Source organism: Arthrobacter burdickii, from assembly GCF_030433645.1.
GTDB lineage: Bacteria > Actinomycetota > Actinomycetes > Actinomycetales > Micrococcaceae > Arthrobacter_D > Arthrobacter_D burdickii.
In genome coordinates this window covers 650,767-676,303 of the sequence record NZ_JAROCG010000002.1, presented here as the reverse complement: position 1 = coordinate 676,303, position 25,537 = coordinate 650,767, and the positions used below count along the sequence as shown (strand labels likewise).

Sequence of the window (25,537 nt, the reverse complement as noted above, 5' to 3'; positions counted from 1 at the left end):
GACCGGGTGTCGGACCGGGTGCCGGGCCGGGTGCCGGACGGACGGCGCACCGAAGGCCGGACCGAGGGCCGGACCCGGTGCCGGACCGGCCCTGCGACCGTGTCGTCGGCCGTGTCGTCGGCCGACTGCCGGACCACCGCCGGACAGCGCCTACCAGAGGGCGGGGACTGGTCCGACGATCCGCTCGTGGAGGCTGAGCGCGGAGGCGTCCGTCAGCGACGCCACCTGGTCGATGACCACGCGCAGGCGGGCGTTCCCGTCCGGTGCCTCCCGCCAGTCCGCGGCGTACATGGGCTCGAGGTAGCGGTCGCCGTCGGCGTGGATCTGTGCGACGAGGGACGCGAGGATCTCGCGCTGGCGCTCGTAGAGCGGCTGGCGGTGGTCCGTCGTCATCACATAGGTGGTGGCGAGGCCCTTCATGACGGCGATCTCCATAATGGTCTCCTCGGGCACCACCATCTCCGCGTTGTAGCGGGTCAGCGGGTCCGGCCCGTAGATGGAGCGCGTCGACTGCATGGCGCTCAGGCAGAAGCGGCCGATGAGCTGGCTCGTCATGTTCTTGAGGGCCGCCATGGACCGGCGCGTGCCGTCCGCCTCCCGCACCCAGACCGGCGTCTTCTCGAGGCGGGACAGTGCCGCGTCGACGGCGGCCGGATCGGTGCCCGGGAGGTACCACTGCTGCGTGTAGCCGACGACGCGCGCGCGGGCGTCGGCGCTGTCCATCCATTTGAGTTGCAGGTGGCCGGCGACGATCGCGTCCTCGACGTCGTGCACGGAGTAGGAGATATCGTCTGCGAGGTCCATGACCTGCGCCTCGAGGCACGAGCGGCTGTCCGGGGCGCCGTCGCGCAGCCACTCGAAGACCGGCAGGTCGTCGTCGTACGCGCCGAACTTCGTGGTGCGCTGGCCGCTGATCACCGGTGCCGAGGCAACCGTCCACGGATACTTGCACGCGGCGTCGAGGCTCGCCCGGGTCAGGTTCAGGCCGGCGGGCCCGCCGTCCTCCTGCAGGACCTTCGGCTCGAGCCGGGTGAGGAGGCGCAGGGTCTGCGCATTGCCCTCGAACCCGCCGATGCCGTGGGCGATGTCGTTGAGCGCGGTCTCGCCGTTGTGTCCGAAGGGCGGGTGCCCGAGATCGTGGGCGAGGCACGCGGTGTCGACGATGTCGGGGTCGCATCCGAGCGTCCTGCCCAGCTCCCGGCCGACCTGCGCCACCTCCAGCGAGTGCGTGAGGCGCGTGCGGACGAAGTCATCGGTGTCCGGCGCGACGACCTGGGTCTTCGCGCCCAGCCGGCGCAGCGCGGAGGAGTGCAGCACCCGGGCCCGGTCGCGCTCGAAGTCGGTGCGGTGCGAGCTCTTGGGCGGCTCCTCCACCCACCGCTCGGTGTCCGCGGCACTGTAACCGGTGGTGGCGGACAGTTCGGGGAAGCTCATGATGCCTTTCTAGCGCAACGATGAAGGAAGGGGCCCGTGGGCGCCGGCCCCTGTGGACAAGGAGGCCTGCGCGGCCAGGACGGGCGCGGCATGGGCGTCAGCCGCCGGATACGTCCACCTCGGCTGCGGCGATGTCCGCCTGCTGCGCGGCGTTGAGGATGCGGCCGTCGAGCCAGTGCTCGGGCAGTGCGGTCCTCTTCGGGGAACCGGCCCGGCCGCGCGGGCCCTCCGCGTCGGAGCCGGGGTACGGCGAGTCCTTGTCGAGTTCGTCGAGGAGCCCGCGCAGCACCTCGAGGGTGGGCACGGTGGCCAGTTTGGCCCGGAGTTCCCCGCCCACCACGTAGCCCTTGAAGTACCAGGCCATGTGCTTGCGGATGTCACGGAGCCCCATCATCTCGCTGCCGAAGGTCTCGACCAGCAGTTCCGCGTGCCGGTAGACGGTGTCGGCGACCTGCCCGAGCCCCGGCTGGTGGCGGGAGGAGCTGCCCTCGAAGGCACTCATGAGGTCACCGAAGAGCCAGGGGCGCCCCTGGCAGCCCCGGCCGATGACGACGCCGTCGACACCGGTCTCCCGCACCATGCGGACGGCGTCCTCCGCGCTCCAGATGTCGCCGTTGCCGAGCACGGGAATGTCCGGCAACGCCTCGCGGAGTTCGGCGATGGCGTTCCAGTCGGCCTTGCCCGAGTAGAACTGCGAGGCCGTGCGGCCGTGCAGGGCGACGGCGGCCACGCCGCTGTCGCGGGCGATCTTGCCTGCCTCGCGGAAGGTCAGGTGGTCCTCGTCGATGCCCTTGCGCATCTTGATGGTCAGCGGGACGTCCCCCTTCGACGCCTCTCGCACGGCGGTCTGCACGATGCCGGTGAAGAGGTCGAGCTTCCACGGCAGGGCCGCTCCCCCGCCCTTGCGGGTGACCTTGGGGACGGGGCAGCCGAAGTTCAGGTCGATGTGGTCGGCGCGGTCCTCCTCGACGAGCAGGCGCACTGCTGCGCCCACGGTCTTCGGGTCCACGCCGTACAGCTGGACGGAGCGCACCTTCTCGTCGTCGTCGTGCGAGATGATGCGCATCGACTCCGGGCTGCGCTCGACGAGCGCGCGGGAGGTGACCATCTCGGAGACGTAGAGCCCGCCGCCGTATTCACGGCACAGCCGGCGGAACGCCTTGTTGGTGATGCCCGCCATCGGCGCGAGGATCACCGGCGTGTCCACCGTGATGTTGCCGAGGGTAAGCGGCGGGAGGTCGAGCCGGAGCGCGGCGTCGGCCGGGATGCCGGCCGGGGTGCCGGTCGGAGTGTCGGCCGGACCGGTGGGAAGGCCCGCGGGCGCGTCGGCTCGGGGATCACCGGTGGACGGAGCGGAGAGTGTCGATACTGCAGTCACCCTCCCATTGTCGCAAGGGGCCGCAAATCCGGTGCCGCTGTTCGCTGTGCGCCGTCGCTCCCGGCCGGCTTTGCGCCAGGCGCTGGTCATGCGCCCGGCTCCGTCCTGCGCCGGGCACCGGGCCCGCCGAGTGCCACGAGCCGAGCACCCGGGGCGAGGGTGCCCGGGGTACCGGCGGGCTCCGCCGTCGTCGCACCGATGCCGCCGTCGTCGCGCCCGCCCGTGCTCTTCGGGTCGACCGCCTTGACCACGAGCACGGCCACTCCGGTGGTGAGCGGGATGGCCAGGACCAGGCCGATCGAGCCGACGAGCGTCCTCACCACTTCTTCAGCGAGTTCCCCGCTGGTCAGGGTGTCGATCAGGGCGCGGTCGTAGAGGGAGACGAGGATCAGGACGGGAAGCGCCGCCCCTGCGTACGCGAAGGCGATCGTGTACACCGTGGAGGCGATGTGGTCGCGGCCGATCCTCATCGCGGAGGAGAAGAGCCTGCGGCCCGGGGTGTCGGGTGCGAGCTCGTACAGCTCCCAGACGGACGAGGACTGCGTGATGGTCACGTCGTTGAGGACGCCGAGGCCCGAGATGATGAGGCCGCACAGGATGACCGAGAAGATCGAGAGGCCGTCCGAGGCATTGACGAGCGTGTAGGCGTTCTCGTCGCCCACGCCGGTGAGGTGGGCTGCGTCCGTGGCCCAGGCCGCGAGGACCGCCGTGACGCCGAGGCCGAAGACGGTTCCCAGCAGGGCGGTGGACGTCCGGGCGGAGAAGCCGTGCGCGAAATAGAGGACGCCGTACATGATGACCACGGATCCCACGAGCCCGAGCAGCAGGGGCGGCCGGCCCTCCACGAGGCCGGGGAGGATGAAGTGCGCCAGGACGACCAGGGCGCCCACGAGTCCGATGATGGCGCGCAGTCCCCGCCACCGGGCCACCGCGATGACGACGACGGCGTATCCGACCGCGAGCGCGACGATCGGGACCGAGCGCACGAAGTCGACGAACACGTACGGTGCCGCTCCGCCCTGCATCACCGTGGAGAGGTCGAGGTAGCGGATCTCGTCGCCCACCTCCACCGCGTCGGTCTTCGCGAGTTCGGGCGTCACCTCCACGGGGATCACGTCTCCCCCCTTCGCCGGCTGTGTGTCCGCGATCGTGCAGGTCAGCGCGGTGCCGCCGGCGTCGACCGTCGGCTGCGACGACGGGCAGTCGCCCTCCCGGACCTCGCGGACGGTGCCGTGCTCGAAGCTGACCCCCTCCGCCGTCGCGTAGGGACTGGTGACCGAGAGGGAACTGCGGTCCCCGTCCGGCCACAGGAGCACCATGGCGATGAGGGTGATGACCCCGACGGGTACGAGGATCGCCGAGAGCAGCAGGGTGGCCCGTCGCCGCATCGCGATCGCGGCGGGCCCCGGACTCTCGGTCGGGTGGAGGTGGCTGGTGCCCACGGACTTCCCTCGGATGGTCGTTCGGTGGTCGGACGGTGCGTGCTGGACGCCGTGCGGGACGCCGTGCCGGACAGCGTGCGGGACGTCGCGCGGGACGGGTGGCGGGACGGAACGCCCATCGACTGCAGGGCGAGCCGGACCAGCACCAGGACCGCGGCGCACCTCTCGGATTCTACGCAGGAACGCGTGCGATCGTGCGGAGGCACCGCATGATTCGCGGGAGCGCCCCGCCGGCCCGAGGACAGGGCATGCTGGGAGCCAGCCGGGCAGGGCATGCCCGACGATGATGCCGGCAGGGCGTTGCAGCATGAACAGGCCTCCGGGCGGAAAGGGACGGTCCATGGCACCGGATGCATCTTCGGCAGGGGGTCGGGACCCCATAACAACCGTGAGCGGTGCGACGGGAACCGTGCGTGGCGTGGCGCTGGTCCTGCACGGTGGTCGCGCGGACAGTTTCGACCCCGTGCAGCCCCAGCACCTCAGCCCCCTCCGCATGCGTCCCTTCGCGGCGCGCCTCGCGGCGGGCGGGTCGGCGCACGGCCTGGCCGTCTGGACGCTGCGTAATCGTGTGAGGGGCTGGAACGGCGCGGAGCAGTCGGCCCTGACGGACGCCCGGTGGGCCCTCGACCGCATCGCGGTGCAGCACCCGTCGGTGCCGGTCTACCTGCTGGGGCACTCGATGGGAGGACTCTCGGCGCTCTACGCCGCCGGTCATCCGCAGGTCCGGGCCGTGGCGGCCCTCGCTCCCTGGCTGGCGCCCGCAATTCCGGTGGAACCGGTGCGGGGCCGCAGCGTCCTCATCATGCACGGGGATGCCGACCGGTGGACGAGTCCCACGGAGTCCCTGTCCTTCGCCCGCCGCGCCCAGGGTGTCGCGGCAGATGTCCACTACGTCAGCATGGCGCGGGCCGGCCACTTCATGTTCCGCACCGTTCGGGTCTGGCATGGCCTGAGCACGTCGTTCCTGCTCCGCCGTTTCGCGGAGGACACCGGCGCGGCGGTCGAGGCCCGCCTCCTCGAGCGGTCCGCCGCGCTCTACCGCGCTCCTGATCCGCTCGGGATCATCGTCTGAGCGCCTGCTGTCCTGTTTGGGCGCCTGACTCGGGAGCGCCTGCCTCGCGTACGCCGGCTCCGGGGTTCTCCTGCCGAGAGTCCGCCGGTCCCGAGTCGGCCGGCGGCGGGCCGGCTCCGGGTCGCTGCCGACAGGTCCGGAAAACACCGGACCGGAAAGGCGTAGGTCCGGCCGGCCGGGGTACGGAACGGGTACAAAGAGAACGGGTACGGGAAACGGGCAGCACGGGCGGGGTCTTCCCGCTCGCGCCGATGGGCAGGAAGAGGGATCTGGGCATGGGATGGAAGCCACGGCAGAACGACCGCGTGTACCGGTTCGTGGTGTAGGCGGGCAAGGCGTTCTTCGCCGCGCTGCGCCTGCCCGTCACGGTCACCGGGACGGAGAACCTCCCGGCCCCGGACCCGCTGCACGGGCGATCCCGGCGCGCGGTCCCCGGGTCGGGCGCCGTCGTCGCGATCACGCACTTCGGCTACCTCGACTTCGCCTTCGCCGAGCTGGTCCTGTGGGACCACGCCCGCGTCCAGGCACGCTACATGATCTCGAAACGCGCTGCCGATCACTGGTTCGTGAGCCCCTTCGTGTTCGGGCTCGGACACGTGGTCACGGACCGCAAGGCAGGCGCGCCGGCGTACGACGACGCCCTGGCAAAGCTCCGCGCCGGCGAGTACGTGGCGATCCTGCCCGAGGCGGGTGTGTCCCGCAGCTACAACGTCCGTGCACTGAAGACCGGCGCCGTGCGGCTCGCGGCCGAGGCCGGCGTGCCCGTGATCCCGATCTCCGTCTGGGGGTCCCACCGGCTGCTGAGCCGCGGCCACGGGTTCTCCCTCAGGCGCGCCTGGAGGGCGCCCGTCCGCGTCCACGTCAGCCCGCCGATCCGCCACGCCCCCGGCCTCGATGTCGCCGAGGAGACGGAGCAGCTGCGCCGGGAACTGCAGGACGGCATCGACACCTGCATCACCGACTTCCCCCTGGCACCCGAACCGGGTGCCTGGTGGATGCCCGCCCGGCTCGGCGGCGGGGCGATGACCGACGCGGAGCGCGACGCCGCGGACGTCGCCGACAAGAAGGCCGGCCGGCACGACCGCGGCTGACGCTGCCCCGCGCCGAGATGCAGGCCTCAGGCGGTCGCGACGACGAGCGTCTCGGGTCCGGCGAGCCGCGCGGCACCGGTGGCCAGCAGGGGTTCGACGACGGCGACCAGGGCCTCCATGGAGTCGTCCACCTCGAGCTGGATGGGGTACTGGTGCACGAGCATCGCGATCATGGTGGCCACGGCCGCCTGCTGCTCCTGCGGCGCCAGGGTGGTGTCGTAGCCGAGCAGGACGTCCGCAGGGTCATCGGTCCGGGCCTGCGTGTAGCTGACCGCGAAGGCCGCGATGGCACCGCCGTCGGCCCTGGGCCGATCACGCAGGACGATCGCTCCGCCCGCTCCGCTCGCGTCCGCGAGGAACAGCTGCTGGGCGCGGCCCAGGCTGATGTCCGCCCGGTCCCAGCCGTGGACGGACTCGTAGAAGGAGGCGAGGGCGCGGGTCAGTTCCACGGATCCGGTCGCCGCTTCCTCCAGTTGCGGCCCCGCGGCGTCGTCGAAGGCGGGCGCGGCGAGCGCACCCGGCTCGATGATCACGAGCCGCGAGCGCTGCAGCGCAGTGAAGCCGGTGGCCTCGGCGAATGCCGCGCCGGTGGTCCCCGGCGTCACCTTGGACCGCAGGGCTGTGATGCCCGACGGCGACGCGGCGGCCTCGTGTTGGAGCATGGTGAGGAGCGTCGACCCGATGCCGGCGCGGCGGTGGTCCGCGGCAACCTCGATGTAGCACCAGAGGCGGTCCGGGTGGAGTGCCGCCCCGTACACGCAGGCGGCGGCGACGGGGATGCCCTGGTCTACCACGGTGATGCACCGGTTCCACGGACTGTCCGACGGCGTGCGGAAGGACCCGCGGAACTGTTCGGCCGCAGCCGATTCCGGGCCGCCCCAGAGCTGGATGAGCTCGAGGTCGTCGCCCTCCTGCCAGGCGCGGTATTCGACGGCCATCAGGCTCCGATCAGGCGTGCGGCGAGGTATCCCTGCACCTGGTCGAGCGACACGCGCTCCTGCGTCATAGTGTCGCGTTCGCGGATGGTCACGGCCTGGTCCTCGAGCGTGTCGAAGTCCACGGTGATGCAGAACGGCGTGCCGATCTCGTCCTGGCGGCGGTAGCGGCGGCCGATCGCCCCGGCGTCATCGAAGTCGATGTTCCAGGCCTTGCGCAGCTGGGCCGCGAGGTCCTTGGCCTTCGGGGAGAGGTCCTCGTTGCGGCTGAGCGGCAGCACGGCCGCCTTGACCGGGGCCAGCCGGGGGTCCAGCTTCAGGACGGTGCGCTTGTCCACGCCGCCCTTGGCGTTCGGTGCCTCGTCCTCGGTGTAGGAGTCGACGAGGAACGCCATGAACGAGCGGGTCAGGCCGGCCGCCGGCTCGATCACGTACGGCGTGAAGCGCTCGTTGGTCGCCTGGTTGAAGTAGCCGAGGTCGGTACCGGAGTGCTTCGAGTGCGTGGAGAGGTCGAAGTCCGTGCGGTTCGCGATGCCCTCGAGCTCACCCCACTCCGAACCGGTGAAGCCGAAGCGGTACTCGATGTCCGTGGTGCCCTTGGAGTAGTGGCTCAGCTTCTCGAGCGGGTGCTCGAAGAGGCGCAGGTTGTCGGGGTTGATGCCGAGGTCGGTGTACCAGGAGAAGCGCTCGCCGATCCAGTACTTGTGCCATTCCTCGTCCGTCCCGGGCTCGACGAAGAACTCCATCTCCATCTGCTCGAACTCGCGGGTGCGGAAGATGAAGTTGCCCGGCGTGATCTCGTTGCGGAAGCTCTTGCCGATCTGGCCGATACCGAACGGCGGCTTCTTGCGCGCGGTGGTCAGCACGTTGTTGAAGTTCACGAAGATGCCCTGGGCGGTTTCGGGCCGCAGGTAGTGCATGCCTTCCTCCGAGGCGACGGGGCCGAGGAAGGTCTTGAGCAGGCCGGAGAATTCCTGGGGCTCGGTCCACTGGCCCTTGGTGCCGCAGTTGGCGCAGGTCACGTCCTTCAGGCCGTTCTCCGGAGCGCGGCCCTTCTTCTCCTCGTACTCCTCCTCGAGGTGGTCCGCACGGTACCGCTTGTGGCAGGAGAGGCACTCGACCAGCGGGTCGCTGAAGACCTCCACGTGCCCGGAGGCCTCCCAGACCTGGCGGGGCAGGATCACGGCGGAGTCGAGCCCCACGACGTCCTCACGGCCGCGCACCATGGTCTGCCACCACTGGCGCTTGATGTTCTCCTTGAACTCGGCACCGAGGGGCCCGTAATCCCAGGCAGAGCGGGAACCGCCGTAGATCTCCCCCGACTGAAACACGAAGCCGCGCCGCTTAGCGAGAGAGATGATGGGGTCGAGTGCTGACTTGGCTGCTGCCATGGGATTCTTCTCCAGTTCTGTGCAGGCCGCTGGGTGCGGTCCGCAGGTGGGGGTCGCGTCGGGCTTCGCCACCGCTGTCGCAGGGCGGAAAGCTACCCCGTAAGCCTACCGGGTCCGCCTCACGCGGCACCCCGGCCGGGAGAGGCAGTGGGCAGCGGCGGGACCGGACCGGGCACCGACGGCGGCGGTGACAGCGGGACGGGCGACGGCGGGACCGGGCACGACGGCGGGGCCGGATACGACGGCGGGCAACGACGGGCCGGGCGACGACGGGCCGGGCGACGACGGGACCGGAGGACGACGGGACCGGAGGACGACGGGACCGGAGGACGACGGGACCCGACGACCGTCGTCGAGGTGGGCGGTCCTGCTAACGCCCGGCGCGCCGGGGCCAGGGCAGAGTCGTGAGGATGATGGCGCCGAGGGTCAGCAGGGTGCCGGCGACGGTCGCGAACACCACGATGGTGCCCGGGGCGGGAAACACCAGGTCCAGCAGGAGCGAACCGACGAGCTGCCCGCCGATCATGCACAGGCCCGTGATCAGCACGCCGAGGCTGCGTACGAGCAGGGCGCCGAGCGCGATGAAGATACAGCCCATGGGTCCGCCGAGGTAGTACCACCACTCCGACGGCAGGGGGTTCCCCGGACCCGCGACAGCCAGCTTGACGAGCCAGGCGGTGACCAGCACGGCCGTGCCGGCGATGAAGTTCATGAGCGTCGCGGCAAGCGGCGTTCCGTAGTGCACTGCGGCCGTACCGTTCATCGCCTGCTGGAAGCTCATGAGCACCCCCGCCGCGACAGGCAGCAGGACGGGAACCAGCCAAGTGGACACCTCCCCCGTGGACCCGAAGCGGGGCGATACGGCCCAGACGACGGACAGGACGGTCAGCACGACGCCGATCACCCGCATCGGCGTGGCGGCGCGCTTCCCCCCGGGCCCGATGCCCGCCCGGTCGACGAGGAGGCTGCTGAGCGACTGGCCCATGACCGTCGCCACCGTGAACAGGGCGACGCCGAGGATGCCGATGGTCAGCGACTGGGAGAAGACGAAGAACGCCCCGATCGCGCCGGCGGCCACGTAGTAGGGAGGGAAGCGTCGCTCGCGGACCGACGGGATGATCTGGCGTGCGCCGGCACGTGCGCCCGGCAGCACGAGCGTGATGGCGACCATCACGATGAGGCCGGTGCCGAAGCTGACCAACGCTGCAGCGATGCCGTCGTCGAGCACGGCACCCAGCGCCCCGTTGATCCTGCCCTGGACGGGCATGGCGAGGCCCGCGGCAAGGGCGAGCGGAAAGCCGACGGCCGGCGGAAGTGTGGGCGCAGAGGACACCCGTACAGCCTAGTAGCCGGTGCCGGGCATCCCTGTCCGCATGGGTGTCGGGCAGAATGGAGTGCATGACCGACGACGCGCCCACCGAACTCCCCATCAAGGACGACATGATCCGGCTCGGGCAGCTCCTGAAGCTGGCCTCGCTCGCAGAGGACGGTGTCGAGGCGAAGGCCCTGATCGACAACGGACTGGTGCAGGTCGACGGCGAGATCGAGGAGCGCCGCGGACGCCAGCTGCACCCCGGCGACACGGTCAGCGTCAACGGGCAGTCCGTACGCATCACGCGCGCCTAGCACCCGGTTCCGCCCTACCGGCCGGCACCGGCCGCACTACCAGCCCCGCGCCCGCCGCGGTACCCGCTCGGCCACACCCGGTACGGACCGGCGTGGCCCGCCCGGGGTCAGCGGCGGCCGAGGACCGTCATGGTGAGGAACTCCCGGACGTGGGCGAGTTCCCGCAGGTTGATGCTGTGGAACATGTTCGAGTAGAGGATCTTCGTCAGCTTGGTGTGCTTGACCAGCCAGGCGTGGGTGAATTCGATCATCTCGGGCAGGATGACCTGGTCCTCCTGGTCGCGCCCCCAGAAGAACTCCACGGGCGCCGCCGCGGCCTCGTCGTCCCGGAAGAACTCGTGGCCCTCCGACGGCACGGCGAATCCGGAGAGGCCGACGACGCAGGCGAAGTCGGCGGGCCGGTGGCGCAGGAGCGACGTCGCCACCGCCATGCCCTGCGAGAAGCCGAGGATGCTGACGCTCGAGTGGCGTCCGCGGACCTCGTTGAGCCATCGGGACACAGCAGCCACGCTCTCCACGACGCGCTCCACCGAATAGTCCGCCTCCCGCGACAGCGGGAACCACGAGAAGCCCGGTCCCACGGCCTGGGGCGCCCGGAGGGACGCGACGGTGAACTCGGCGGGCAGGTGGTCGGTGAGGCCCATGAGGTCCTCCTCGTTGGCCATGTACCCGTGGAACAGGACGAGCAGCGGCGTGCCCTCCCGCTCGGACTCGGGCTTCGACCAGAGGACCACGGGGTCCCAGGCGCCGGCGGAGGACGTGGATGTGCCACGGGCGGATTCAGTCATGGCTTAATCTTGGCACGCCCCGCCGAAGGCTCGAAGCCGCGTTGGCGCAGGAGAGGGACTCCTTGGGAGAATGTCCCGGTGAGCTCTGCAAACGCCGGAACGCCCCTGCCGGGCGCAACCGATTCCCTCCTGAACGGACCGATGATCGATCCGAGCCTGAACTCCGAACCGCACCCTTGGCACAGGTACGTCGCCCTCGGGGACTCCTTCACGGAAGGCATCGGGGATCCCAACCCGGAGAGCATCGGGGGCAATCGCGGCTGGGCGGACCGGGTCGCCGAGGAACTGGCCCGGGGGCAGGCCAGCTTCGCCTACGCGAACCTCGCCGTGCGCGGACGGCTCCTGCAGCAGATCATCGACCAGCAGGTGGAACCGGCGCTGGCGCTGCATCCGGACCTGGTCACCATCTCCGCCGGCGGCAACGACCTGCTGCGTCCCGGTGGTGATCCCGACCTGCTCGCCACCCGGCTCGACGCCGTCGTCGGGACGCTCGCCGCCTCGGGCGCCACGGTCGTCCTGTTCACGGGGCCGGACGTCCGCGAGACGGTCCTCGGCAGCATCCGCTCGAAGACCGCGATCTACAACGAGAACCTGCGCACCATCGCCGCACGCCACGAGGCCGTGATCGCCGACATGTGGGCCCTGCGGCAGCTGGTCAACCCGCAGATGTGGTCCTCCGACCGGCTGCACTTCTCGCCGCTCGGCCACCACACCATCGCCGCGATGGTCCTGGACACCCTCGCCGTCCGGCACACCCTCCAGCCGCTGCAGCCCAAGGAGCTCCCGGCGCGGACGTGGCGCGAGGCACGCTCCGAGGACTTCGTCTGGGCACGCGAGTACTTCGTGCCGTGGGTCCTGCGGCGCCTCCGGCACCAGTCGTCGGGCGACGGCGTGTTCGCCAAGCGTCCGGAGGCCGCGCCCATCTTCGGTCCGGGTATGCCGCCGGGTGCCGCCGACTAGCGACGTCGTCGCCCGTTCCGGCAGCGCGCCCTGCACAGTGCGCTATCGCCTACCGGCACTCCTGCACGACCTGATGGGGCGGGGTCCGCCGCCGTCGTTCTCGCCGAGACGACAGAAATGACCGGCCCGCGGGTGGCCGGCCGGTCACTTCTGTCATCTCGCGCGTCAGGGGTCGGCGGCGGGTCAGCTGTCGAGCGAGACCTCGCCATTGGCGACCGCGTCCGCGCACGCGCTCAGGTCCGGCCCGGGCTTGAAGTCGACGAACTGCGGCTGCAGCTTCTGGAAGAGGAACTCGTAGACCTCCTCGCGGGACTTGCCGCCCATCGTCTCGACGGCCTCGCGGACCGCGCCCTGCAGTGCCCGGTCCGAGTCCAGCAGGATCTTGTCGCGTGCTTCCTGGTTCCAGCCAATGGTGCTCAGTTCCATGAACAGCTCCCCTTCATCTTCCGTCGACGAGTCCGGGCGTCTACCTCAGACCTGCCTGCCGCCGATTGCTAAGCAGGCTTAGCTCCAAGACTAGGTGCCCGTCCGGGGAAACCCAACCGATAACTGCTACCCCGCGTAGAAGGCCGAGCGGAGTTGCGCGTCGAGCTGGTGGATCTGGGTCAGGAACGCGTCGTGGCCCACCGGGGAGGAGATCATGTGGACGGGCACCTCCCCGGGCAGTCCGCGGGCCAGCCGCTCCGACTGCTCCGGGAAGTAGAGCCGGTCGGTGTCCACGGCGGCGATGAAGAACTCCGCCGTGGCCTCCCCCAGCGCCGCGTCGAGGCTGCCGCGGTCCCGCGCGGCATCGTGGCTCATCAGCGCCTCGGTCAGGATGACGTAGCTGTTCGCGTCGAAGCGGCCCACGAGCTTGTCCGCCTGGTGGTCCAGGTAGCTCTCCACCTGGTAGCGGCCCCGCTCGGCGGGCAGGACGGCGCCGAAGGGCTGTTCGGCGTCCTGCTCCGCGCGACCGAAGCGTGCTTCCAGTTCCTGCTCGGAGCGGTAGGTGATGTGGGCGATGCGCCGGGCGATCCCGAGGCCCGCATCCGGATGCGGGCCGTCGTAGTAGTCGCCGCCGCGGTAGGCGGGGTCGAGCCGGATTGCCTGTAGCTGCGCCTGGGCGAACGCTATCTGTTCGGCCGAACTGGCGGCAGTGCAAGCGATGACGGCGCACCGCTCCACCCGCTGCGGGTACATCAGTGCCCACTCGAGCGCTCGTGCCCCTCCCATCGATCCCCCGAGGACCGACTGCCACTGCTTGATGCCGAGCCGGTCGGCGAGCAGGGCTTCGGCCCGGACGGAGTCGCGGATGGTGACGAAGGGGAAGCGCGATCCCCACGGGGTGCCGTCGGGAGCGAGGCTGGCCGGCCCCGTCGAGCCGTAGCACCCTCCCAGCATGTTGACGGACACCACGAAGTACCGGTCGGTGTCCACCGGGCGGCCGGGGCCGACGAGCGAATCCCACCAGCCCTCCTCCTCCGATGCGCCGCGTGCCACGTGCGAGCTGCCGGTCAGGGCATGCTGCACGAGCACCGCGTTCGATGCATCCCGGTTCAGTCGGCCCCAGGTCTCGAAGGCGAGCTGCACGTCCGGCAGCTCACCCCCGGTCTCGAGTGCCAGCGGTCCGATCGGGGCGATGCGCAGGAGCCCGTCCCCCGAAGGGCGCGCGTCGTCGATCCCGGGGTGCAGCGGAGCAGGAGGGTAGGTGGTCACGAAGGGCTAGACTCCTTTGGCGGCGCGGAACCCCGCGTCGAGGTCGGCGAGGATGTCGGTGATGTTCTCGAGGCCCACGGACAGTCGGACGAGGCCCGGACGCACGCCCGCGGTGAGCTGCGCTTCCGCCCCGAGCTGGCTGTGCGTGGTGGACGCCGGATGGATGACGAGCGAGCGGACGTCGCCGACGTTCGCCACGTGCGAGTGGAGTTCCAGTCCGTCGACGAAGCGCTTGCCGGCCTGCAGCCCGCCGACGATGTCGAAGCTGACGATCGCGCCCGTCCCGTTCTTCCGCCCGTACTTCCTGCCGCGCTCGTACCAGGGGCTCGAGGCGAGGCCGGCGTAGGAGACGCGCTCGACGTCGTCGTGCCCCTCGAGCCACTCGGCGACCGCCTGGGCATTCTGCACGTGGCGCTCGACACGCAGGCTGAGGGTCTCCAGGCCCTGCGCGATGAGGAAGGCGTTGAACGGCGAGACGGAGGAGCCGAGGTCGCGCAGGAGCTGGACGCGGGCCTTGAGGATGTACGCGAGATTCGCGCCGAGTGCGCTGCCGACGCCGAGGTCGCGTGCATAGACGAGTCCGTGGTAGCTCTCGTCCGGCGTGTTGAAACCGGGGAACCGCTCGGGATACCGGGCGAAGTCGAAGTTCCCCGAGTCGACGATGACCCCGGCGATGGCGTTGCCATGGCCCCCGAGGTACTTCGTCGCGGAGTGCACCACGATGTCCGCTCCCCATTCGATGGGTCGGATCAGGTACGGCGTGGACAGCGTGTTGTCCACGATCAGGGGAAGCCCGTTCTCGTGGGCGACGGAGCTGATGCCCTCGATGTCGAGGACGTCCTGCCGGGGGTTGGACACGACCTCGCCGAAGAAGAGCTTGGTGTTCGGCCGGACGGCCTTCCGCCACTGCTCGAGGTCGTCCGGGTCCTCCACGAAGGTGGTCTCGATGCCGAACTTCTTCAGCGTGTGCTTGAAGAGGTTGTACGTGCCGCCGTAGAGGCTGGGGCTGGCCACGATGTGGTCCCCCGCCTCCGCGATGTTCAGCACCGCGAAGGTCTCGGCGGCCTGGCCCGAGGCGAGCAGCAGGGCGCCGGCTCCGCCCTCGAGGCTGGCGATCCTCGTCTCCACTGCTTCCTGCGTGGGATTCCCGATGCGCGTGTAGATGGGCGCGAGCTCCGTCAGCGCGAACCGGTTGGCGGCACTCTCGGCACTCGGGAAGACGAACGACGACGTCTGGTAGATGGGAAGCGCACGCGCTCCCGTGGCTGCGTCCGGTACCTGGCCGGCGTGGATCTGGCGTGTCTCGAAAGACCAATCGTTGGACATGGTGCTCCCTGTCGGAAGGGGCCCCGCCTGGTCCGGTGCTCCGGCCGGTGCGTGCCGCTCCAGGAGACCGGCTCCCGCAGGAGCCCGCGCTTGCACGGCGCCGGAATAGCGCCGAACCTGGTCTTCACCCGGGGCACCCCACCGCGGTTGGAGGGTTGCCGGCCAGCAAGCCGGGGCTTCGTGCTGGCACTCATGACCTGCACCCATGAAAGCCCATCGGAGCGGATCCGGCAAGCCGGATGACCCTCCGTGAAGCAGCGTGCGGACGGGCGGCGGCGACGCCATCGGAGGACCAGCAGGAGTAAGGCGATCCTAAGTCGAGACGTGCATCACTTAGTGCCAAGATAACCGCATGCGATTGGACCATGTCTCATATGCCTGCGAACCCGATGGACTTGCTGCGACTGCCGACCGGATCGCAGCCAACCTCGGGATGGACCCCGTGAAGGGTGGCGTGCACCCGCGCTTCGGCACCCGGAACATGATCTTCCCCCTGGTGAACGGCCAGTACCTGGAGGTCGTGGAGGTCCTCGACCACCCCGCGTCGACCAAGGCGCCCTTCGGCCAGGCCGTGCGCGCGCGGTCCGAGGCCGGCGGAGGCTGGATGGGCTGGTGCGTCGCCGTGGACGACCTGGCCCCGTTCGAGGAGCGCCTCGGCCGCAGCGCGGTTCCCGGCAACCGCAAGTTCCCCGACGGCCAGGAACTGACGTGGCAGCAGATCGGCATCAAGGGGCTCATCGCTGATCCCCAGGTCCCCTACCTGCTCCGCTGGGACGAGGGCACCGAGGCCCTGCACCCCTCCCAGGCGCGCCCGGCGTCGGTCAAACTGTCCTGCCTGACCATCGCAGGATCATCCGAACGGGTGACCGAGTGGCTCGGCACCGCTGTCGAGGAGACGCTCGACGGCGTGCAGGTCCAGTGGATCGCCCCGAACGGCACCCCGGGCATCATGTCCGTGACCTTCGAGACCGCCGACGGCCGCATCGAGATCTGACATCACCCTCTGACATCACCAGAACGAACAGGAAAGGGCCGGACAGTCGTCCGGCCCTTTCCTGTTGCTCTCCGCGCGTCGGGCGGAGGCGCCGTCAGGCGTGGGTGTAGGTCAGGCAGTCGGCGGCGTCGGCGCCGGGTCCCACCTTGACGGCGGGGGCGCCGCACAGCAGGTCGTGGTTGTAGCTGCACTCCGAGCGCTGGCAGGCTCCCACGTGCGCGAGCATCTTCGGCAGGCCGCCGCTGATGGAGGTGTCGATGAAGGTGGCGCAGGACGCGTGTTCCTCGCTCCCGGACACGGTGATCGCGACGGCGGTGCAGCCCTCGTGATTGAACGAGCAGTTGTGGACACTGCACTCAGAGACACTGGTGACGACGCTCATGATTCCTCCTGGTGGTCCGGTGGAGCCCCGGTCGGAGCCGCCGTTGTGCTGGTGGAACTCACGGTAACACCGGGGTCAGCCGATAATTTAGTCACGGTTTTCGCGCGCAAATCAGCGTAGGTGAGCCTTCCCTGAGCAGTTCGTCGGCCAATCTATCGACCCCGTCACCCGCCGATCCCGATGGCGGGTCCGAGGAGCGCGAATCCCACGAAGCCCGCCGTGTCGATGATCGCGTGCGCCAGGACGAGCGGCAGGACGCGGCCCGTGCGCGTGTAGAACCAGGCGAACAGCAGGCCCATCAGCACGTTGCCGACGAAGGGCCCGAACCCCTGGTAGAGGTGGTAGCTGCCCCGCAGTACGGCACTCGTGAGGACGATGGCGGGAGTGGACCAGCCGAGCTCGCGCAGGCGGAGGAAGAGGTAGCCCACCACGAGGACCTCCTCCAGCACCCCGTGGCGGACGGCCGACAGGACGAGGACCGGGACGGTCCACCAGTAGGCGTCCAGGGCGGCCGGGACGAGGGCCGTGGTGATGCCGAGCGCCCGCCCGCCGGCATACACCCCGAGGGTCCCGACGCCGATGATGGCAGCCAGCCCTATCCCGAGACCGATGGTGCGCAGGGGCCTGTCGAGCGTGAGCCCGAGGCGACGGAACGCCGGGACGCCGTGCCCGCTGAGCAGGAACAGGACGAGGGCCACGGGCACCAGCGCGAAGAGGATGCCCAGCACCTGGTAGGTCAGGTCGAAATACGGCCGGTCGTTCAGCACCGGGTTCAGGGTGGTGGTCTGCGCCGCCAGGGGTCCGCGCGTCAGCTTCTCCGCCAGGCTCACGATGGAGTACACGGCCGATTGTCCGAGGGAGAGTCCGAACACGATCAGCAGCTCCGCGGTGATGCGTCGCGGAGTGGCATCCGTCCGGGTATCGACGGCTGACGGGGCGGACGTGGACTCGGCAGGCATGGCGCTATCCTTCCAGCGGTAGCTGGGGATTCCCAGTCCGGCGGCCCGGCAGTAGCCCTACCGCACGCGCTTGCCAGCGCGCCAGACGGCATGCACGAGGGGCATGCCGGGGCGGTACGCGAGGTGCGTGGTCGACGGCGCGTCGAGGAGTTGCAGGTCCGCCCGGTGCCCGACGGCGAGCGACCCGATCGCCCGCCGGCCGTCGGTGTCCTCGCCCGTGTGCCGCCGCAGGGCGAGGGCTCCCCCGACGGTTGCGGCCCGTACCGCCTCGGAGATGGTGAGCCCCATCTGCAGGACGGCGGTCGCGACGCAGAACCCCATGGAGGTCGTGTAGGAGGTGCCGGGATTGCAGTTGCTGGCGATCGCCAGCTGCACTCCGGCGTCGAGCAGCCTCCGCGCGGGCGGGAACGGCTGGCGCGTGGACAGGTCGCAGGCGGGCAGGCAGGTGGCCACGGTGCCCGGCGTGCCCTGCGCCCCGGAGCCTGCGCGGAATCCCGCCCAGGTTCCGGCGAGGGCGTCGACGTCGTCGTCGGTGAGGTGGTTCGCATGGTCCACGCTGGCGGCCCGGAACTCGACGGCGAGCGCGACGCCGTCGCCCGGGCCGAGCTGGTTGCCGTGGACGCGCAGGCCGAGCCCCGCCTCCGCGCAGGCCGACAGGACGCGGCGGGACTGCTCGGCGGTGAAGGCGCCGGTCTCGCAGAAGACGTCGGCCCAGCGCACGTATGGGCGGACGGCGTCGAGCATCGGGCCGCACACCAGGTCCGTGTACTCGTCCGGATCCCACCCGGCCGGGACCAGGTGCGCACCGAGGAAGGTCACCTCGTCGACGGCGCCGGCGGCGATGCGCGCACTCCGCGCCTCCTGCCCGACGTCGAGCCCATAGCCCGTCTTCGTCTCCAGGTAGGTGGTTCCACCCGCGGCGGCCTCCGCGACGCGGCCCAGGAGCAGGCGCGTGAGGTCGTAATCGCCGGCGGCACGGGTCGCGTTGACCGTGACGGCGATGCCCCCCGCGGCGTACGACTCCCCCGCCATCCGCGCCTCGAACTCCGCCGTCCGATCGCCCGCGAACACGAGGTGGGTGTGGCTGTCGACCCAGCCCGGCAGTCCGGCCCGTCCGCCGGCGTCGTACGCCTCGTCCGCTGCGGGTGCCTGCGCGGCCGGACCGATCCAGCTGATGCGTTCGCCCTCGAGGACCACGGCGGCGTTCCTCAGGACCGCGGCCTCGCCGTCCTGCGTCATCAGTTCACCGATGTTGGTGATCAGCTGCGACATTCGTGGTGCTCCTTGGGTGAGAGGGAGTCCGCGGCCTCGTCGAGGCGCGCGATGGCCGCCACCAGGAGGTCGGCCGGCCTGCCGAGGGTTGCATGCACGCCGTCGCGGGCCAGCAGCGCACCCCCGACGACGACGGCGGTGACGTCCTGCGCGGTCGCCGTGTACGCGAGCTGCTCCCACGCGGAACCGGCCGTCCGCGCGCTGTGCGGGTCGACAGCCATGAAGTCCGCCGCGCAGCCCGGGCGGAACCCGGCGCCGGGTCGTCCCTGCGCGGTGGCCCCGCCCACCGCGGCGATGCCGTGGAGCCCGGCCGGGTCGAAGTGCCCGCGGCGTCCGGTGCGCAGGCGTTCGCCGTGCTCGAGCGCGCGCATCTCGAGCCACGGGTCGACGACGGCATGCTGGTCGGTGCCGAGGGCCAGGACCGCGCCTGCCCCGCGGAACCCGCCGGCCGGTCCGATGCCGTCCGCGAGGTCCGCTTCCGTCGTGGGACAGAGGACGACGACGGCCCCGGCGTTCCCGAGGATCGCCACGTCGGCGTCGCTGACGTGCGTCGCGTGCACGGCGGACAGGCGCTCGCTCACGAGCCCGTACCGGCCGAGCAGCCCGGCCGGCGTGGTGCCGGTGGCGCGGAGGCAGTCCTCGTTCTCCGCGGGCTGCTCGGAGAGGTGGATGTGCAGCGGCATCCCGGACGGCAGGTGCCGCGCGATGACGGCCAGCTGGTCCTCGGGCACGGCCCGCACCGAGTGGATGGCGGCGCCGACGGACACCTGGTGCGCGGGGTACAGCACGGAGATCGTGGCGCGGAGGGACGCGAGCCGGTCCAGCCACTGCGCGGCCGTGCCGTCGGAGAAGCGGAGCTGCCCGTCCTCGAGGGGCGTGCCGAAGCCGCCGGCGAGGTAGCAGGTATCGAGCAGTGTCAGTCGGATGCCCGCACGGACCGCGGCACGCGCCAGGGCCAGCTCCATGGCGTGAGGCCCGTCGCAGCCCGGTCCCTCGCCTCCGTCGTCCGGCCCCTGGCCGTAGGGGGTGCCGTCGGGCTGGTGATGGACGTAGTGGAATTCGGCGACGCTGGTCCACCCGGTTGCGACCATCTCCGCGTACGCGGCGGTGGCCAGGTCCTCGTAGAGCGCGGGCGTCAGGGCTCCGGCCGCGCGGTACATGGTCTCCCGCCACGTCCAGAACGTCCCCCCGCGGTCGTGGGTCCGGCCCCGCAGCGCACGGTGGAACGCATGCGAGTGCGCGTTGGCGGCCGCGGGGAAGGCGACGCCGGGAAGCACGACGTCGCCGTCCTGCGCGGCGACGCCCGGAGCGACACCGACCACCGTCCCGTCGGCGTCGACCTCCACGCGGACGGCGTCGACCACGCCGTCCGCGTCCAGCCAGGCGTGCTCGCACCAGACGGCGCGGACCACGCCGCGCCGGGCCGCGTCCGGGCCCGGCGCGGGAGCCGTGCGGGCGTCCCGTCCGCTCACAGCAGGTCTTCGAGGACGTCGGCGAGCGCCACGGCCCCGGCGTCGGCGTCGTCGCGCTCCACGAACTCCTCGGGCGAGTGGCTGATGCCGGTGGGGTTGCGGACGAAGAGCATGGCCGTCGGGGCGATGGCTCCCAGGATGCCGGCGTCGTGCCCGGCCCCGGTGGGCAGGGTGGGCGTGCCCGGGAAGGACCGGCCGAGCGCCGAGGCCAGCGTGTGCTGGAGGGCACCGTCGAAGTGGACGGTACCGCTGCGCGATTCCTCCGTCAGGGTGGCGCGGCAGCCCTCGAACGCGCAGATCTTCTGGGCCTGGCCGTGGATCTTCTCGATGAGCGACGCCGTCACCGCGTCCTCCTCGTGGCGTACGTCGAGCCACAGGTCGACGCGCGAGGCGATGACGTTCGTCCCGCCCGGCACGGGCTGGAGGCGGCCGACGGTGGCGCGCGCGCCGTCCTGCTCCGCGGCGATCTTCCGCGCCGCGAGGACCACCTGCGCCGCGGCGATCATGGGATCGGCGCGGTCGGCCATGAGGGTGGTGCCAGCGTGGTTGCCCTGGCCGGCGATGGACAGGCGCCACCGGCCGTGGCCCAGCATGGTGGACCCGATGGCGACGGCGGAGTCCAGGTCGATCAGGCCACGCCCCTGTTCGACGTGGAGTTCGACGAAGTCCCCGATGTGCCGGACGGCGTCCTCGTCCCGGCCCAGGTGCGCCGGGTCGATGCCTGCGGCCCGCGAGGCCTCGGCGAACGTCGTGCCGTCGGTGTCGGTCAGGGACCGGACGGTGTCGGGGTCCACCGAACCCGTGAGCAGGCGCGACCCGAGGCAGGACAGCCCGAACCGTGAACCCTCCTCCTCCGGGAACACGGCGACGGCGAGCGAGCGGCGCGGCTCGACCCCCCGTTCCCTCAGCAGGTCCACCGCGACCAGCGCCGAGGCGACGCCCAGCGGCCCGTCGAACGCCCCGCCGCCGGGGACGGAGTCGAGGTGGCTGCCGGTCACGAGGGCGCCGTCGCGGCTGTCCGTGGCGTCCCACCAGGCCCAGAGGATCCCGTTGCGGTCCGTCTCCACCGACAGCCCGCGGGCCGTCGCCTCGGCGTCGAACCACTCCCGGAGGGACCGTTCGGCGCCCGTGTAGACGCCCCGGGAGTACCCGCCGCGGGACGGGTCGCGGCCGATGTCGCTGATGGAATCGAGGACTGCGGAGACGGTCTGCATGGCGGTACCTTCCGGTCGTGGCGGGGTGGTGGGACTACTCAGGATTCCATGGGGATGCGCACGCCGCGCTCCGCGGCGACCTCGCGGGCCCGTTCGTAGCCGGCGTCCACGTGGCGGATGACTCCCATGCCGGGGTCGTTGGTCAGCAGGCGCTCGAGCTTCTGGGCGGCGAGGTCCGTCCCGTCCGCGACCGAGACCTGGCCCGCGTGGATGGAGCGTCCGATGCCCACGCCGCCACCGTGGTGGATGGAGACCCAGGTGGCCCCCGACGACGTCGTGAGCAGGGCATTCAGCAGGGGCCAGTCGGCGACGGCGTCGGAGCCGTCCGCCATGGCTTCGGTCTCACGGTAGGGCGAGGCCACGGACCCGGAGTCGAGGTGGTCGCGGCCGATGACGATCGGGGCCAAGACCTTGCCCTCGGCGACCAGCCGGTTGAACAGCAGCCCGGCTTTCGCGCGGTCACCGTAGCCGAGCCAGCAGATGCGCGCCGGCAGGCCCTCGAATTCGACGTGCTCCGCGGCGGCGTCGAGCCAGCGGTGCAGGTGGCCGTTGTCGGGGAACAGTTCCTTGAGGGCGGCGTCGGTGACGGCGATGTCCGCGGGATCGCCCGAGAGCGCCACCCAGCGGAACGGGCCGAGCCCCTCGCAGAACAGGGGGCGGATGTAGGCGGGGACGAAGCCGGGGAAGTCGAACGCGCGGCCGTAGCCGCCCTTCCGCGCCTCGTCGCGGATGGAGTTGCCGTAGTCGAACACCTCGGCACCGGCATCCATAAAGCCGACCATCGCCTCGACGTGCAGGGCCATGGAGGCCTGCGACTTCTTGGTGAAACCCTCGGGGTCGGCGGAGGCCTCGCGCTCCCATTCGTCGGGAGCGATCCCTTCCGGCAGGTAGCTCAGCGGGTCGTGGGCGGATGTCTGGTCGGTGACGATGTCGACGTCGAGCCCGCGCCGCAGCAGTTCGGGGAAGACGGTGGCGGCATTGCCGACGACGCCGACCGACAGCGCGCGCTTCTCGCGCTTCGCCGCGAGGACCTGCTCGACGGCGTCGTCGAGCGTGTCCGCCACAGTGTCCAGGTACCGCTTGGACACGCGGCGGCAGAGGCGCGCCTCGCTCACGTCGACGATCAGGACCGCGCCGCCGTTGAGGGTGACGGCGAGGGGCTGGGCGCCGCCCATGCCGCCGCAGCCGCCGGTCAGGGTCAGGGTGCCGGCGAGGCTCCCGCCGAACCGCTTGTGCGCGATGGCCGCGAACGTCTCGAAGGTCCCCTGCAGGATGCCCTGCGTCCCGATGTAGATCCAGGACCCCGCGGTCATCTGCCCGTACATCATGAGGCCCTCGGCCTCGAGGCGCCGGAACTCGGGCCAGGTGGCCCAGTCGCCGACGAGGTTGGAGTTGGCCAGCAGCACCCGGGGTGCCCACGGGTTGGTGCGGAAGACGCCGACGGGCTTGCCCGACTGCACGAGCAGCGTCTCGTCGTCGTCGAGGGTCTCGAGCGTGCGGACGATCGCGTCGTAGGCCGCCCAGCTCCGCGCGGCCCGGCCGGTGCCGCCGTAGACCACGAGGTCCTCGGGGCGTTCGGCCACCTCGGGGTCGAGGTTGTTCATCAGCATGCGCAGGGGCGCTTCCGTCTGCCAGCTCTTCGCGGTCAGCTGCGTGCCGCGGGCCGCCCGGATGGAGCGGGAGGGGTCGTGCGTGGGGGTCGTGGGGCTGCTGGTCATGCTGGTTCTCCTGTCAGGTCCCCGGTCGCGGTGACGCGGGCGGATGGTGTGAGGAGGGCGGCGGCCTCCCGCGCGACGAGCGCTCCGATGCGGCGGGCCTCCGCCTCGGTGATGCGATAGCTGGGGACGACGACGCTGAGCGCCGCGACGGCCCTGCCGCCCGGCGAGACGGGCGCGGCGATGGCGGTCACGTCCGCCTCGACGCCGTCGCGGACGACGACGAAGCCTTCGGCGGGGCCCCCGGTCAGGACGGCGCCGACGGCGGTTCCCGCCAGCGGGATGCTGCGTCCCACCCAGCTGGCATGGCGGACGGAGTGCGTCCCCTCACGCATCGCCAGGTACACGCCCTCGCCGTCGTGGGACGGGACGCTCAGGTAGGCCGATTCGCCGGTCTGGTCCACGAGGCGTTCCAGCGCGGGTTCCGCGAGGGAGACGAGCGACTCGTGGCCGAGTGCCTGCGCCCCGAGCTGCATGACGCGGAGTCCTGGCCGGTACGTCCCGAGCCCGTCCCGCCGGACGAATCCCGTGCCCTCCAGCGTGCGCAGGAGCCGGAGGGCGGTCGACGCCGAGAGCTCCGTCTCCCGCGCCGCGTCCGCGAGGGTCAGCGACCCCGCGTCGCAGACCGCCCCGAGGAGCACGAGGGCGCGCTCGACGGTGCGTGTCGATGATTCCGCCACGGTCCCCTCCTTGCTTTCAGCCTTGCCATGCATTTCACTTATTGAAACGTCCTTTTCACTCTATGGCAATAGCGGCACCGCCGCAGGAACCGAGGCACACCGTGAACCAGCACTCCGTGATCGTGGGCACAGGCCCCCTGTCCCCCGCCGATGTCGTGGCGGTGACACGGCACGGAGCAGCCGTCGAGCTGGCTCCCGAGGCGCTGGCCGCCATGGCCGCGTCCCGTGCCGTCATCGACTCCCTCGTCGACGACGGCACGCCCCACTACGGTGTCTCGACCGGCTTCGGCGCCCTGGCCACCAAGCACATCCCGCTGGACCAGCGGAGCCAGCTGCAGCGCAGCCTCATCCGCAGCCATGCGGCGTCGTCCGGCGCCGAGGTGGACCGCGAGGTGGTGCGCGGCCTCATGCTCGGACGCCTCTCCACCCTCGCGACGGGGCGCACGGGCGTCCGGCCCGTCGTCGCCGAGACCTACGCGGCGATGCTCACCGCGGGCATCACCCCGGTGGTGGGCGAATACGGGTCCCTCGGCTGCTCGGGAGACCTCGCGCCGCTGTCCCACGTGGCCCTGGCCCTGATGGGTGAGGGCAGCGTCCGGACCGGCTCCGGCGACCTCGTCCCCGCCGCCGAAGCCCTCGCGGCGGCGGGCATCGCCCCCGTGCAGCTGCGCGAGAAGGAGGGCCTCGCCCTGATCAACGGGACGGACGGGATGCTCGGAATGCTGGTCCTCGCCGCGGCCGACCTGCACCGGCTCTTCACGACGGCGGACCTCGCGGCGGCGATGAGCGTCGAGGGACTGCTCGGCACCGATGCCGTCTTCGCGGAGGATCTCCACGCCCTGCGTCCGCATCCGGGCCAGGTGGCGTCGGCAGCCAACATCCGGTCGCTGCTCCACGATTCCCCCCTCATCGCGGAGCAGCTCACCTCGGAGACCGGCCGCCACCGCTTCACCCGGGTCCAGGACGCCTATTCGCTGCGGTGCGCACCGCAGGTCCACGGCGCGGCGCGTGCCACCCTCGCGCACGCCGAGTCCGTCGCCTCGATCGAACTCGCCTCCGCCATCGACAACCCCGTGATCACCCCCGACGGCAGGATCGAGTCGAACGGCAACTTCCACGGAGCACCCGTGGGCTACGTGCTCGACTTCCTCGCGATCGCCGTCGCCGACGTCGCCTCCATGAGCGAGCGCCGCACGGACCGCTTCCTCGACAAGTCGCGCAGCCACGGCCTCAACGCGTTCCTGGCCCACGATCCCGGCGTCGACTCCGGCCACATGATCGCGCAGTACACGCAGGCCGGCATCGTCTCGGAACTCAAGCGCCTCGCGAACCCCGCATCCGTCGACTCCATCCCGTCCTCCGCGATGCAGGAGGACCACGTCTCCATGGGCTGGGCGGCGGGGCTCAAGCTGCGGAAGGCCATCGACGGCCTCACCCGCGTGCTCGCCATCGAGATCCTGACCGCGGCGAGGGCGCTGGACATGCGCGACGGCGGCACTGCCGGTGCTGCCGGTGTGCGCAGCTCCGCTCCCATCACCGCCGTCCGGGCGCGGCTGCGGGAGGATGTCGAGGGCCCGGGCACGGACCGCTACCTCGCCCCGGAGATCGAGGCAGCCCGGATGCTGGTCGACGACGGGTCCCTGCTGGCCGCTGCGGTCGGCACGCTCCCAGCACCTCTTCAGTGAAGCTTGTTAGGGTGGACTAACTACTT

24 protein-coding genes and 1 riboswitch are annotated in these 25,537 nt (G+C 71.1%); of the genes, 7 read left to right on the top strand and 17 right to left on the bottom strand.

Annotation, left to right across the window (positions count from 1 at the left end):
• Nucleotides 1-150: 150 nt before the first annotated feature.
• From P5G52_RS17555 to P5G52_RS17545, 3 genes are all read right to left on the bottom strand, one after another.
• Complete coding sequence (locus tag P5G52_RS17555; protein WP_301229909.1) at nt 151-1,434, bottom strand: deoxyguanosinetriphosphate triphosphohydrolase; 1,284 nt, start codon at nt 1,432-1,434, stop codon at nt 151-153.
• A 97-nt stretch (nt 1,435-1,531) separates the two neighbouring features.
• A complete protein-coding gene (gene dusB, locus P5G52_RS17550) occupies nt 1,532-2,701 on the bottom strand; it encodes a tRNA dihydrouridine synthase DusB (protein WP_301230215.1) in 1,170 nt (389 codons plus the stop codon).
• 197 nt (nt 2,702-2,898) lie between these two features.
• Entirely contained in the window at nt 2,899-4,254 is a 1,356-nt protein-coding gene (locus P5G52_RS17545; RefSeq protein WP_435868720.1) for a YibE/F family protein, read from the bottom strand.
• Between the two features lie 388 nt (nt 4,255-4,642).
• Here P5G52_RS17545 and P5G52_RS17540 point away from each other — a divergent pair, with 388 nt between their 5' ends.
• Entirely contained in the window at nt 4,643-5,326 is a 684-nt protein-coding gene (locus P5G52_RS17540; RefSeq protein WP_301229907.1) for an alpha/beta hydrolase, read from the top strand.
• A 350-nt stretch (nt 5,327-5,676) separates the two neighbouring features.
• The gene (locus tag P5G52_RS17535; RefSeq protein WP_363321923.1) at nt 5,677-6,417 is read left to right on the top strand and encodes a lysophospholipid acyltransferase family protein; all 741 of its coding nucleotides are present in this window, start codon (nt 5,677-5,679) and stop codon (nt 6,415-6,417) included.
• A gap of 26 nt (nt 6,418-6,443) precedes the next feature.
• Here the strand turns inward: P5G52_RS17535 and P5G52_RS17530 are convergent, their stop codons facing one another.
• Together P5G52_RS17530 and P5G52_RS17525 are read right to left on the bottom strand one after the other, a co-directional pair.
• Nucleotides 6,444-7,355 carry a GNAT family N-acetyltransferase gene (locus P5G52_RS17530; protein WP_301229905.1) on the bottom strand — a complete coding sequence of 304 codons (912 nt, stop codon included), beginning with the start codon at nt 7,353-7,355 and terminating at the stop codon, nt 6,444-6,446.
• Nucleotides 7,355-8,743: a glycine--tRNA ligase gene (locus tag P5G52_RS17525; protein ID WP_301229903.1), complete on the bottom strand. Its 1,389-nt coding sequence runs from the start codon at nt 8,741-8,743 to the stop codon at nt 7,355-7,357. Before P5G52_RS17525 ends, P5G52_RS17530 begins: the two co-directional genes overlap by 1 nt.
• 147 nt (nt 8,744-8,890) lie before the next feature.
• Here P5G52_RS17525 and P5G52_RS17520 point away from each other — a divergent pair, with 147 nt between their 5' ends.
• Nucleotides 8,891-9,151: a hypothetical protein gene (locus P5G52_RS17520; protein WP_301229901.1), complete on the top strand. Its 261-nt coding sequence runs from the start codon at nt 8,891-8,893 to the stop codon at nt 9,149-9,151.
• Here the strand turns inward: P5G52_RS17520 and P5G52_RS17515 are convergent.
• Nucleotides 9,114-10,076 (bottom strand): DMT family transporter, encoded by a 963-nt coding sequence (locus P5G52_RS17515; protein ID WP_301229899.1) that lies wholly within the window; start codon nt 10,074-10,076, stop codon nt 9,114-9,116. The genes P5G52_RS17520 and P5G52_RS17515 overlap by 38 nt on opposite strands.
• Before the next feature lie 65 nt (nt 10,077-10,141).
• On the opposite strand from P5G52_RS17515, the gene P5G52_RS17510 reads away from it, so the two are divergent.
• The gene (locus P5G52_RS17510) at nt 10,142-10,369 is read left to right on the top strand and encodes an RNA-binding S4 domain-containing protein (protein ID WP_301229897.1); all 228 of its coding nucleotides are present in this window, start codon (nt 10,142-10,144) and stop codon (nt 10,367-10,369) included.
• A 107-nt stretch (nt 10,370-10,476) separates the two neighbouring features.
• Here P5G52_RS17510 and P5G52_RS17505 read toward each other — a convergent pair whose 3' ends face one another.
• Nucleotides 10,477-11,157, bottom strand: a complete 681-nt coding sequence (locus P5G52_RS17505; RefSeq protein ID WP_301229895.1) for an alpha/beta hydrolase — start codon at nt 11,155-11,157, stop codon at nt 10,477-10,479.
• A gap of 141 nt (nt 11,158-11,298) precedes the next feature.
• On the opposite strand from P5G52_RS17505, the gene P5G52_RS17500 reads away from it, so the two are divergent.
• A complete protein-coding gene (locus P5G52_RS17500) occupies nt 11,299-12,117 on the top strand; it encodes an SGNH/GDSL hydrolase family protein (protein ID WP_301230211.1) in 819 nt (272 codons plus the stop codon).
• Between the two features lie 183 nt (nt 12,118-12,300).
• Here the strand turns inward: P5G52_RS17500 and P5G52_RS17495 are convergent, their stop codons facing one another.
• The 3 genes from P5G52_RS17495 to P5G52_RS17485 all read right to left on the bottom strand — a co-directional run bounded on the left by P5G52_RS17495 (nt 12,301) and on the right by P5G52_RS17485 (nt 15,138).
• The gene (locus P5G52_RS17495; RefSeq protein ID WP_301229893.1) at nt 12,301-12,543 is read right to left on the bottom strand and encodes a hypothetical protein; all 243 of its coding nucleotides are present in this window, start codon (nt 12,541-12,543) and stop codon (nt 12,301-12,303) included.
• A 126-nt stretch (nt 12,544-12,669) separates the two neighbouring features.
• A complete protein-coding gene (gene metX, locus P5G52_RS17490; protein ID WP_301229891.1) occupies nt 12,670-13,812 on the bottom strand; it encodes a homoserine O-acetyltransferase MetX in 1,143 nt (380 codons plus the stop codon).
• Nucleotides 13,813-13,818: 6 nt separating this feature from the next.
• Nucleotides 13,819-15,138, bottom strand: a complete 1,320-nt coding sequence (locus P5G52_RS17485; RefSeq protein ID WP_301229889.1) for a bifunctional o-acetylhomoserine/o-acetylserine sulfhydrylase — start codon at nt 15,136-15,138, stop codon at nt 13,819-13,821.
• Nucleotides 15,139-15,219: 81 nt separating this feature from the next.
• Nucleotides 15,220-15,336: riboswitch (SAM riboswitch) on the bottom strand.
• A 154-nt stretch (nt 15,337-15,490) separates the two neighbouring features.
• Here P5G52_RS17485 and P5G52_RS17480 point away from each other — a divergent pair.
• Nucleotides 15,491-16,132, top strand: coding sequence for a VOC family protein (locus tag P5G52_RS17480; RefSeq protein WP_301229887.1), 642 nt, complete (start codon nt 15,491-15,493; stop codon nt 16,130-16,132).
• Nucleotides 16,133-16,226: 94 nt separating this feature from the next.
• Here P5G52_RS17480 and P5G52_RS17475 read toward each other — a convergent pair whose 3' ends face one another.
• The 7 genes from P5G52_RS17475 to P5G52_RS17445 form a co-directional block, all read right to left on the bottom strand.
• Nucleotides 16,227-16,514 carry a DUF1540 domain-containing protein gene (locus P5G52_RS17475; protein WP_301229885.1) on the bottom strand — a complete coding sequence of 96 codons (288 nt, stop codon included), beginning with the start codon at nt 16,512-16,514 and terminating at the stop codon, nt 16,227-16,229.
• Nucleotides 16,515-16,678: 164 nt separating this feature from the next.
• Nucleotides 16,679-17,473 carry a CPBP family intramembrane glutamic endopeptidase gene (locus P5G52_RS17470; protein ID WP_301229883.1) on the bottom strand — a complete coding sequence of 265 codons (795 nt, stop codon included), beginning with the start codon at nt 17,471-17,473 and terminating at the stop codon, nt 16,679-16,681.
• Nucleotides 17,474-17,530: 57 nt separating this feature from the next.
• Complete coding sequence (gene hutI, locus P5G52_RS17465; protein ID WP_301229881.1) at nt 17,531-18,745, bottom strand: imidazolonepropionase; 1,215 nt, start codon at nt 18,743-18,745, stop codon at nt 17,531-17,533.
• Nucleotides 18,733-20,217 carry a formimidoylglutamate deiminase gene (locus P5G52_RS17460; protein ID WP_301229879.1) on the bottom strand — a complete coding sequence of 495 codons (1,485 nt, stop codon included), beginning with the start codon at nt 20,215-20,217 and terminating at the stop codon, nt 18,733-18,735. Before P5G52_RS17460 ends, hutI begins: the two co-directional genes overlap by 13 nt.
• On the bottom strand, nt 20,214-21,431 hold the full coding sequence (locus P5G52_RS17455) for an allantoate amidohydrolase (protein WP_301229877.1): 1,218 nt from the start codon (nt 21,429-21,431) through the stop codon (nt 20,214-20,216). The genes P5G52_RS17460 and P5G52_RS17455 overlap by 4 nt, the downstream gene beginning before the upstream one ends.
• 38 nt (nt 21,432-21,469) lie before the next feature.
• Nucleotides 21,470-23,149, bottom strand: coding sequence for a urocanate hydratase (gene hutU / locus P5G52_RS17450; RefSeq protein WP_301229875.1), 1,680 nt, complete (start codon nt 23,147-23,149; stop codon nt 21,470-21,472).
• Complete coding sequence (locus tag P5G52_RS17445) at nt 23,146-23,826, bottom strand: IclR family transcriptional regulator (RefSeq protein ID WP_301229873.1); 681 nt, start codon at nt 23,824-23,826, stop codon at nt 23,146-23,148. The genes hutU and P5G52_RS17445 overlap by 4 nt, the downstream gene beginning before the upstream one ends.
• 62 nt (nt 23,827-23,888) lie before the next feature.
• On the opposite strand from P5G52_RS17445, the gene hutH reads away from it, so the two are divergent.
• Complete coding sequence (hutH, locus tag P5G52_RS17440) at nt 23,889-25,511, top strand: histidine ammonia-lyase (RefSeq protein ID WP_435868719.1); 1,623 nt, start codon at nt 23,889-23,891, stop codon at nt 25,509-25,511.
• Nucleotides 25,512-25,537 lie beyond the last annotated feature (26 nt).

Coding starts and splice junctions, on each gene's coding strand:
- P5G52_RS17555 (WP_301229909.1), bottom strand. CDS start 1,434: ATGAGCTTCCCCGAACTGTCCGCCACCACCGGTTACAGTGCCGCGGAC.
- P5G52_RS17530 (WP_301229905.1), bottom strand. CDS start 7,355: ATGGCCGTCGAATACCGCGCCTGGCAGGAGGGCGACGACCTCGAGCTC.
- P5G52_RS17525 (WP_301229903.1), bottom strand. CDS start 8,743: ATGGCAGCAGCCAAGTCAGCACTCGACCCCATCATCTCTCTCGCTAAG.
- P5G52_RS17510 (WP_301229897.1), top strand. CDS start 10,142: ATGACCGACGACGCGCCCACCGAACTCCCCATCAAGGACGACATGATC.
- P5G52_RS17505 (WP_301229895.1), bottom strand. CDS start 11,157: ATGACTGAATCCGCCCGTGGCACATCCACGTCCTCCGCCGGCGCCTGG.
- P5G52_RS17500 (WP_301230211.1), top strand. CDS start 11,299: ATGATCGATCCGAGCCTGAACTCCGAACCGCACCCTTGGCACAGGTAC.
- P5G52_RS17495 (WP_301229893.1), bottom strand. CDS start 12,543: ATGGAACTGAGCACCATTGGCTGGAACCAGGAAGCACGCGACAAGATC.
- P5G52_RS17485 (WP_301229889.1), bottom strand. CDS start 15,138: ATGTCCAACGATTGGTCTTTCGAGACACGCCAGATCCACGCCGGCCAG.
- P5G52_RS17480 (WP_301229887.1), top strand. CDS start 15,491: ATGCGATTGGACCATGTCTCATATGCCTGCGAACCCGATGGACTTGCT.
- P5G52_RS17475 (WP_301229885.1), bottom strand. CDS start 16,514: ATGAGCGTCGTCACCAGTGTCTCTGAGTGCAGTGTCCACAACTGCTCG.
- P5G52_RS17470 (WP_301229883.1), bottom strand. CDS start 17,473: ATGCCTGCCGAGTCCACGTCCGCCCCGTCAGCCGTCGATACCCGGACG.
- hutI (WP_301229881.1), bottom strand. CDS start 18,745: ATGTCGCAGCTGATCACCAACATCGGTGAACTGATGACGCAGGACGGC.
- P5G52_RS17455 (WP_301229877.1), bottom strand. CDS start 21,431: ATGCAGACCGTCTCCGCAGTCCTCGATTCCATCAGCGACATCGGCCGC.
- hutU (WP_301229875.1), bottom strand. CDS start 23,149: ATGACCAGCAGCCCCACGACCCCCACGCACGACCCCTCCCGCTCCATC.
- hutH (WP_435868719.1), top strand. CDS start 23,889: ATGGCAATAGCGGCACCGCCGCAGGAACCGAGGCACACCGTGAACCAG.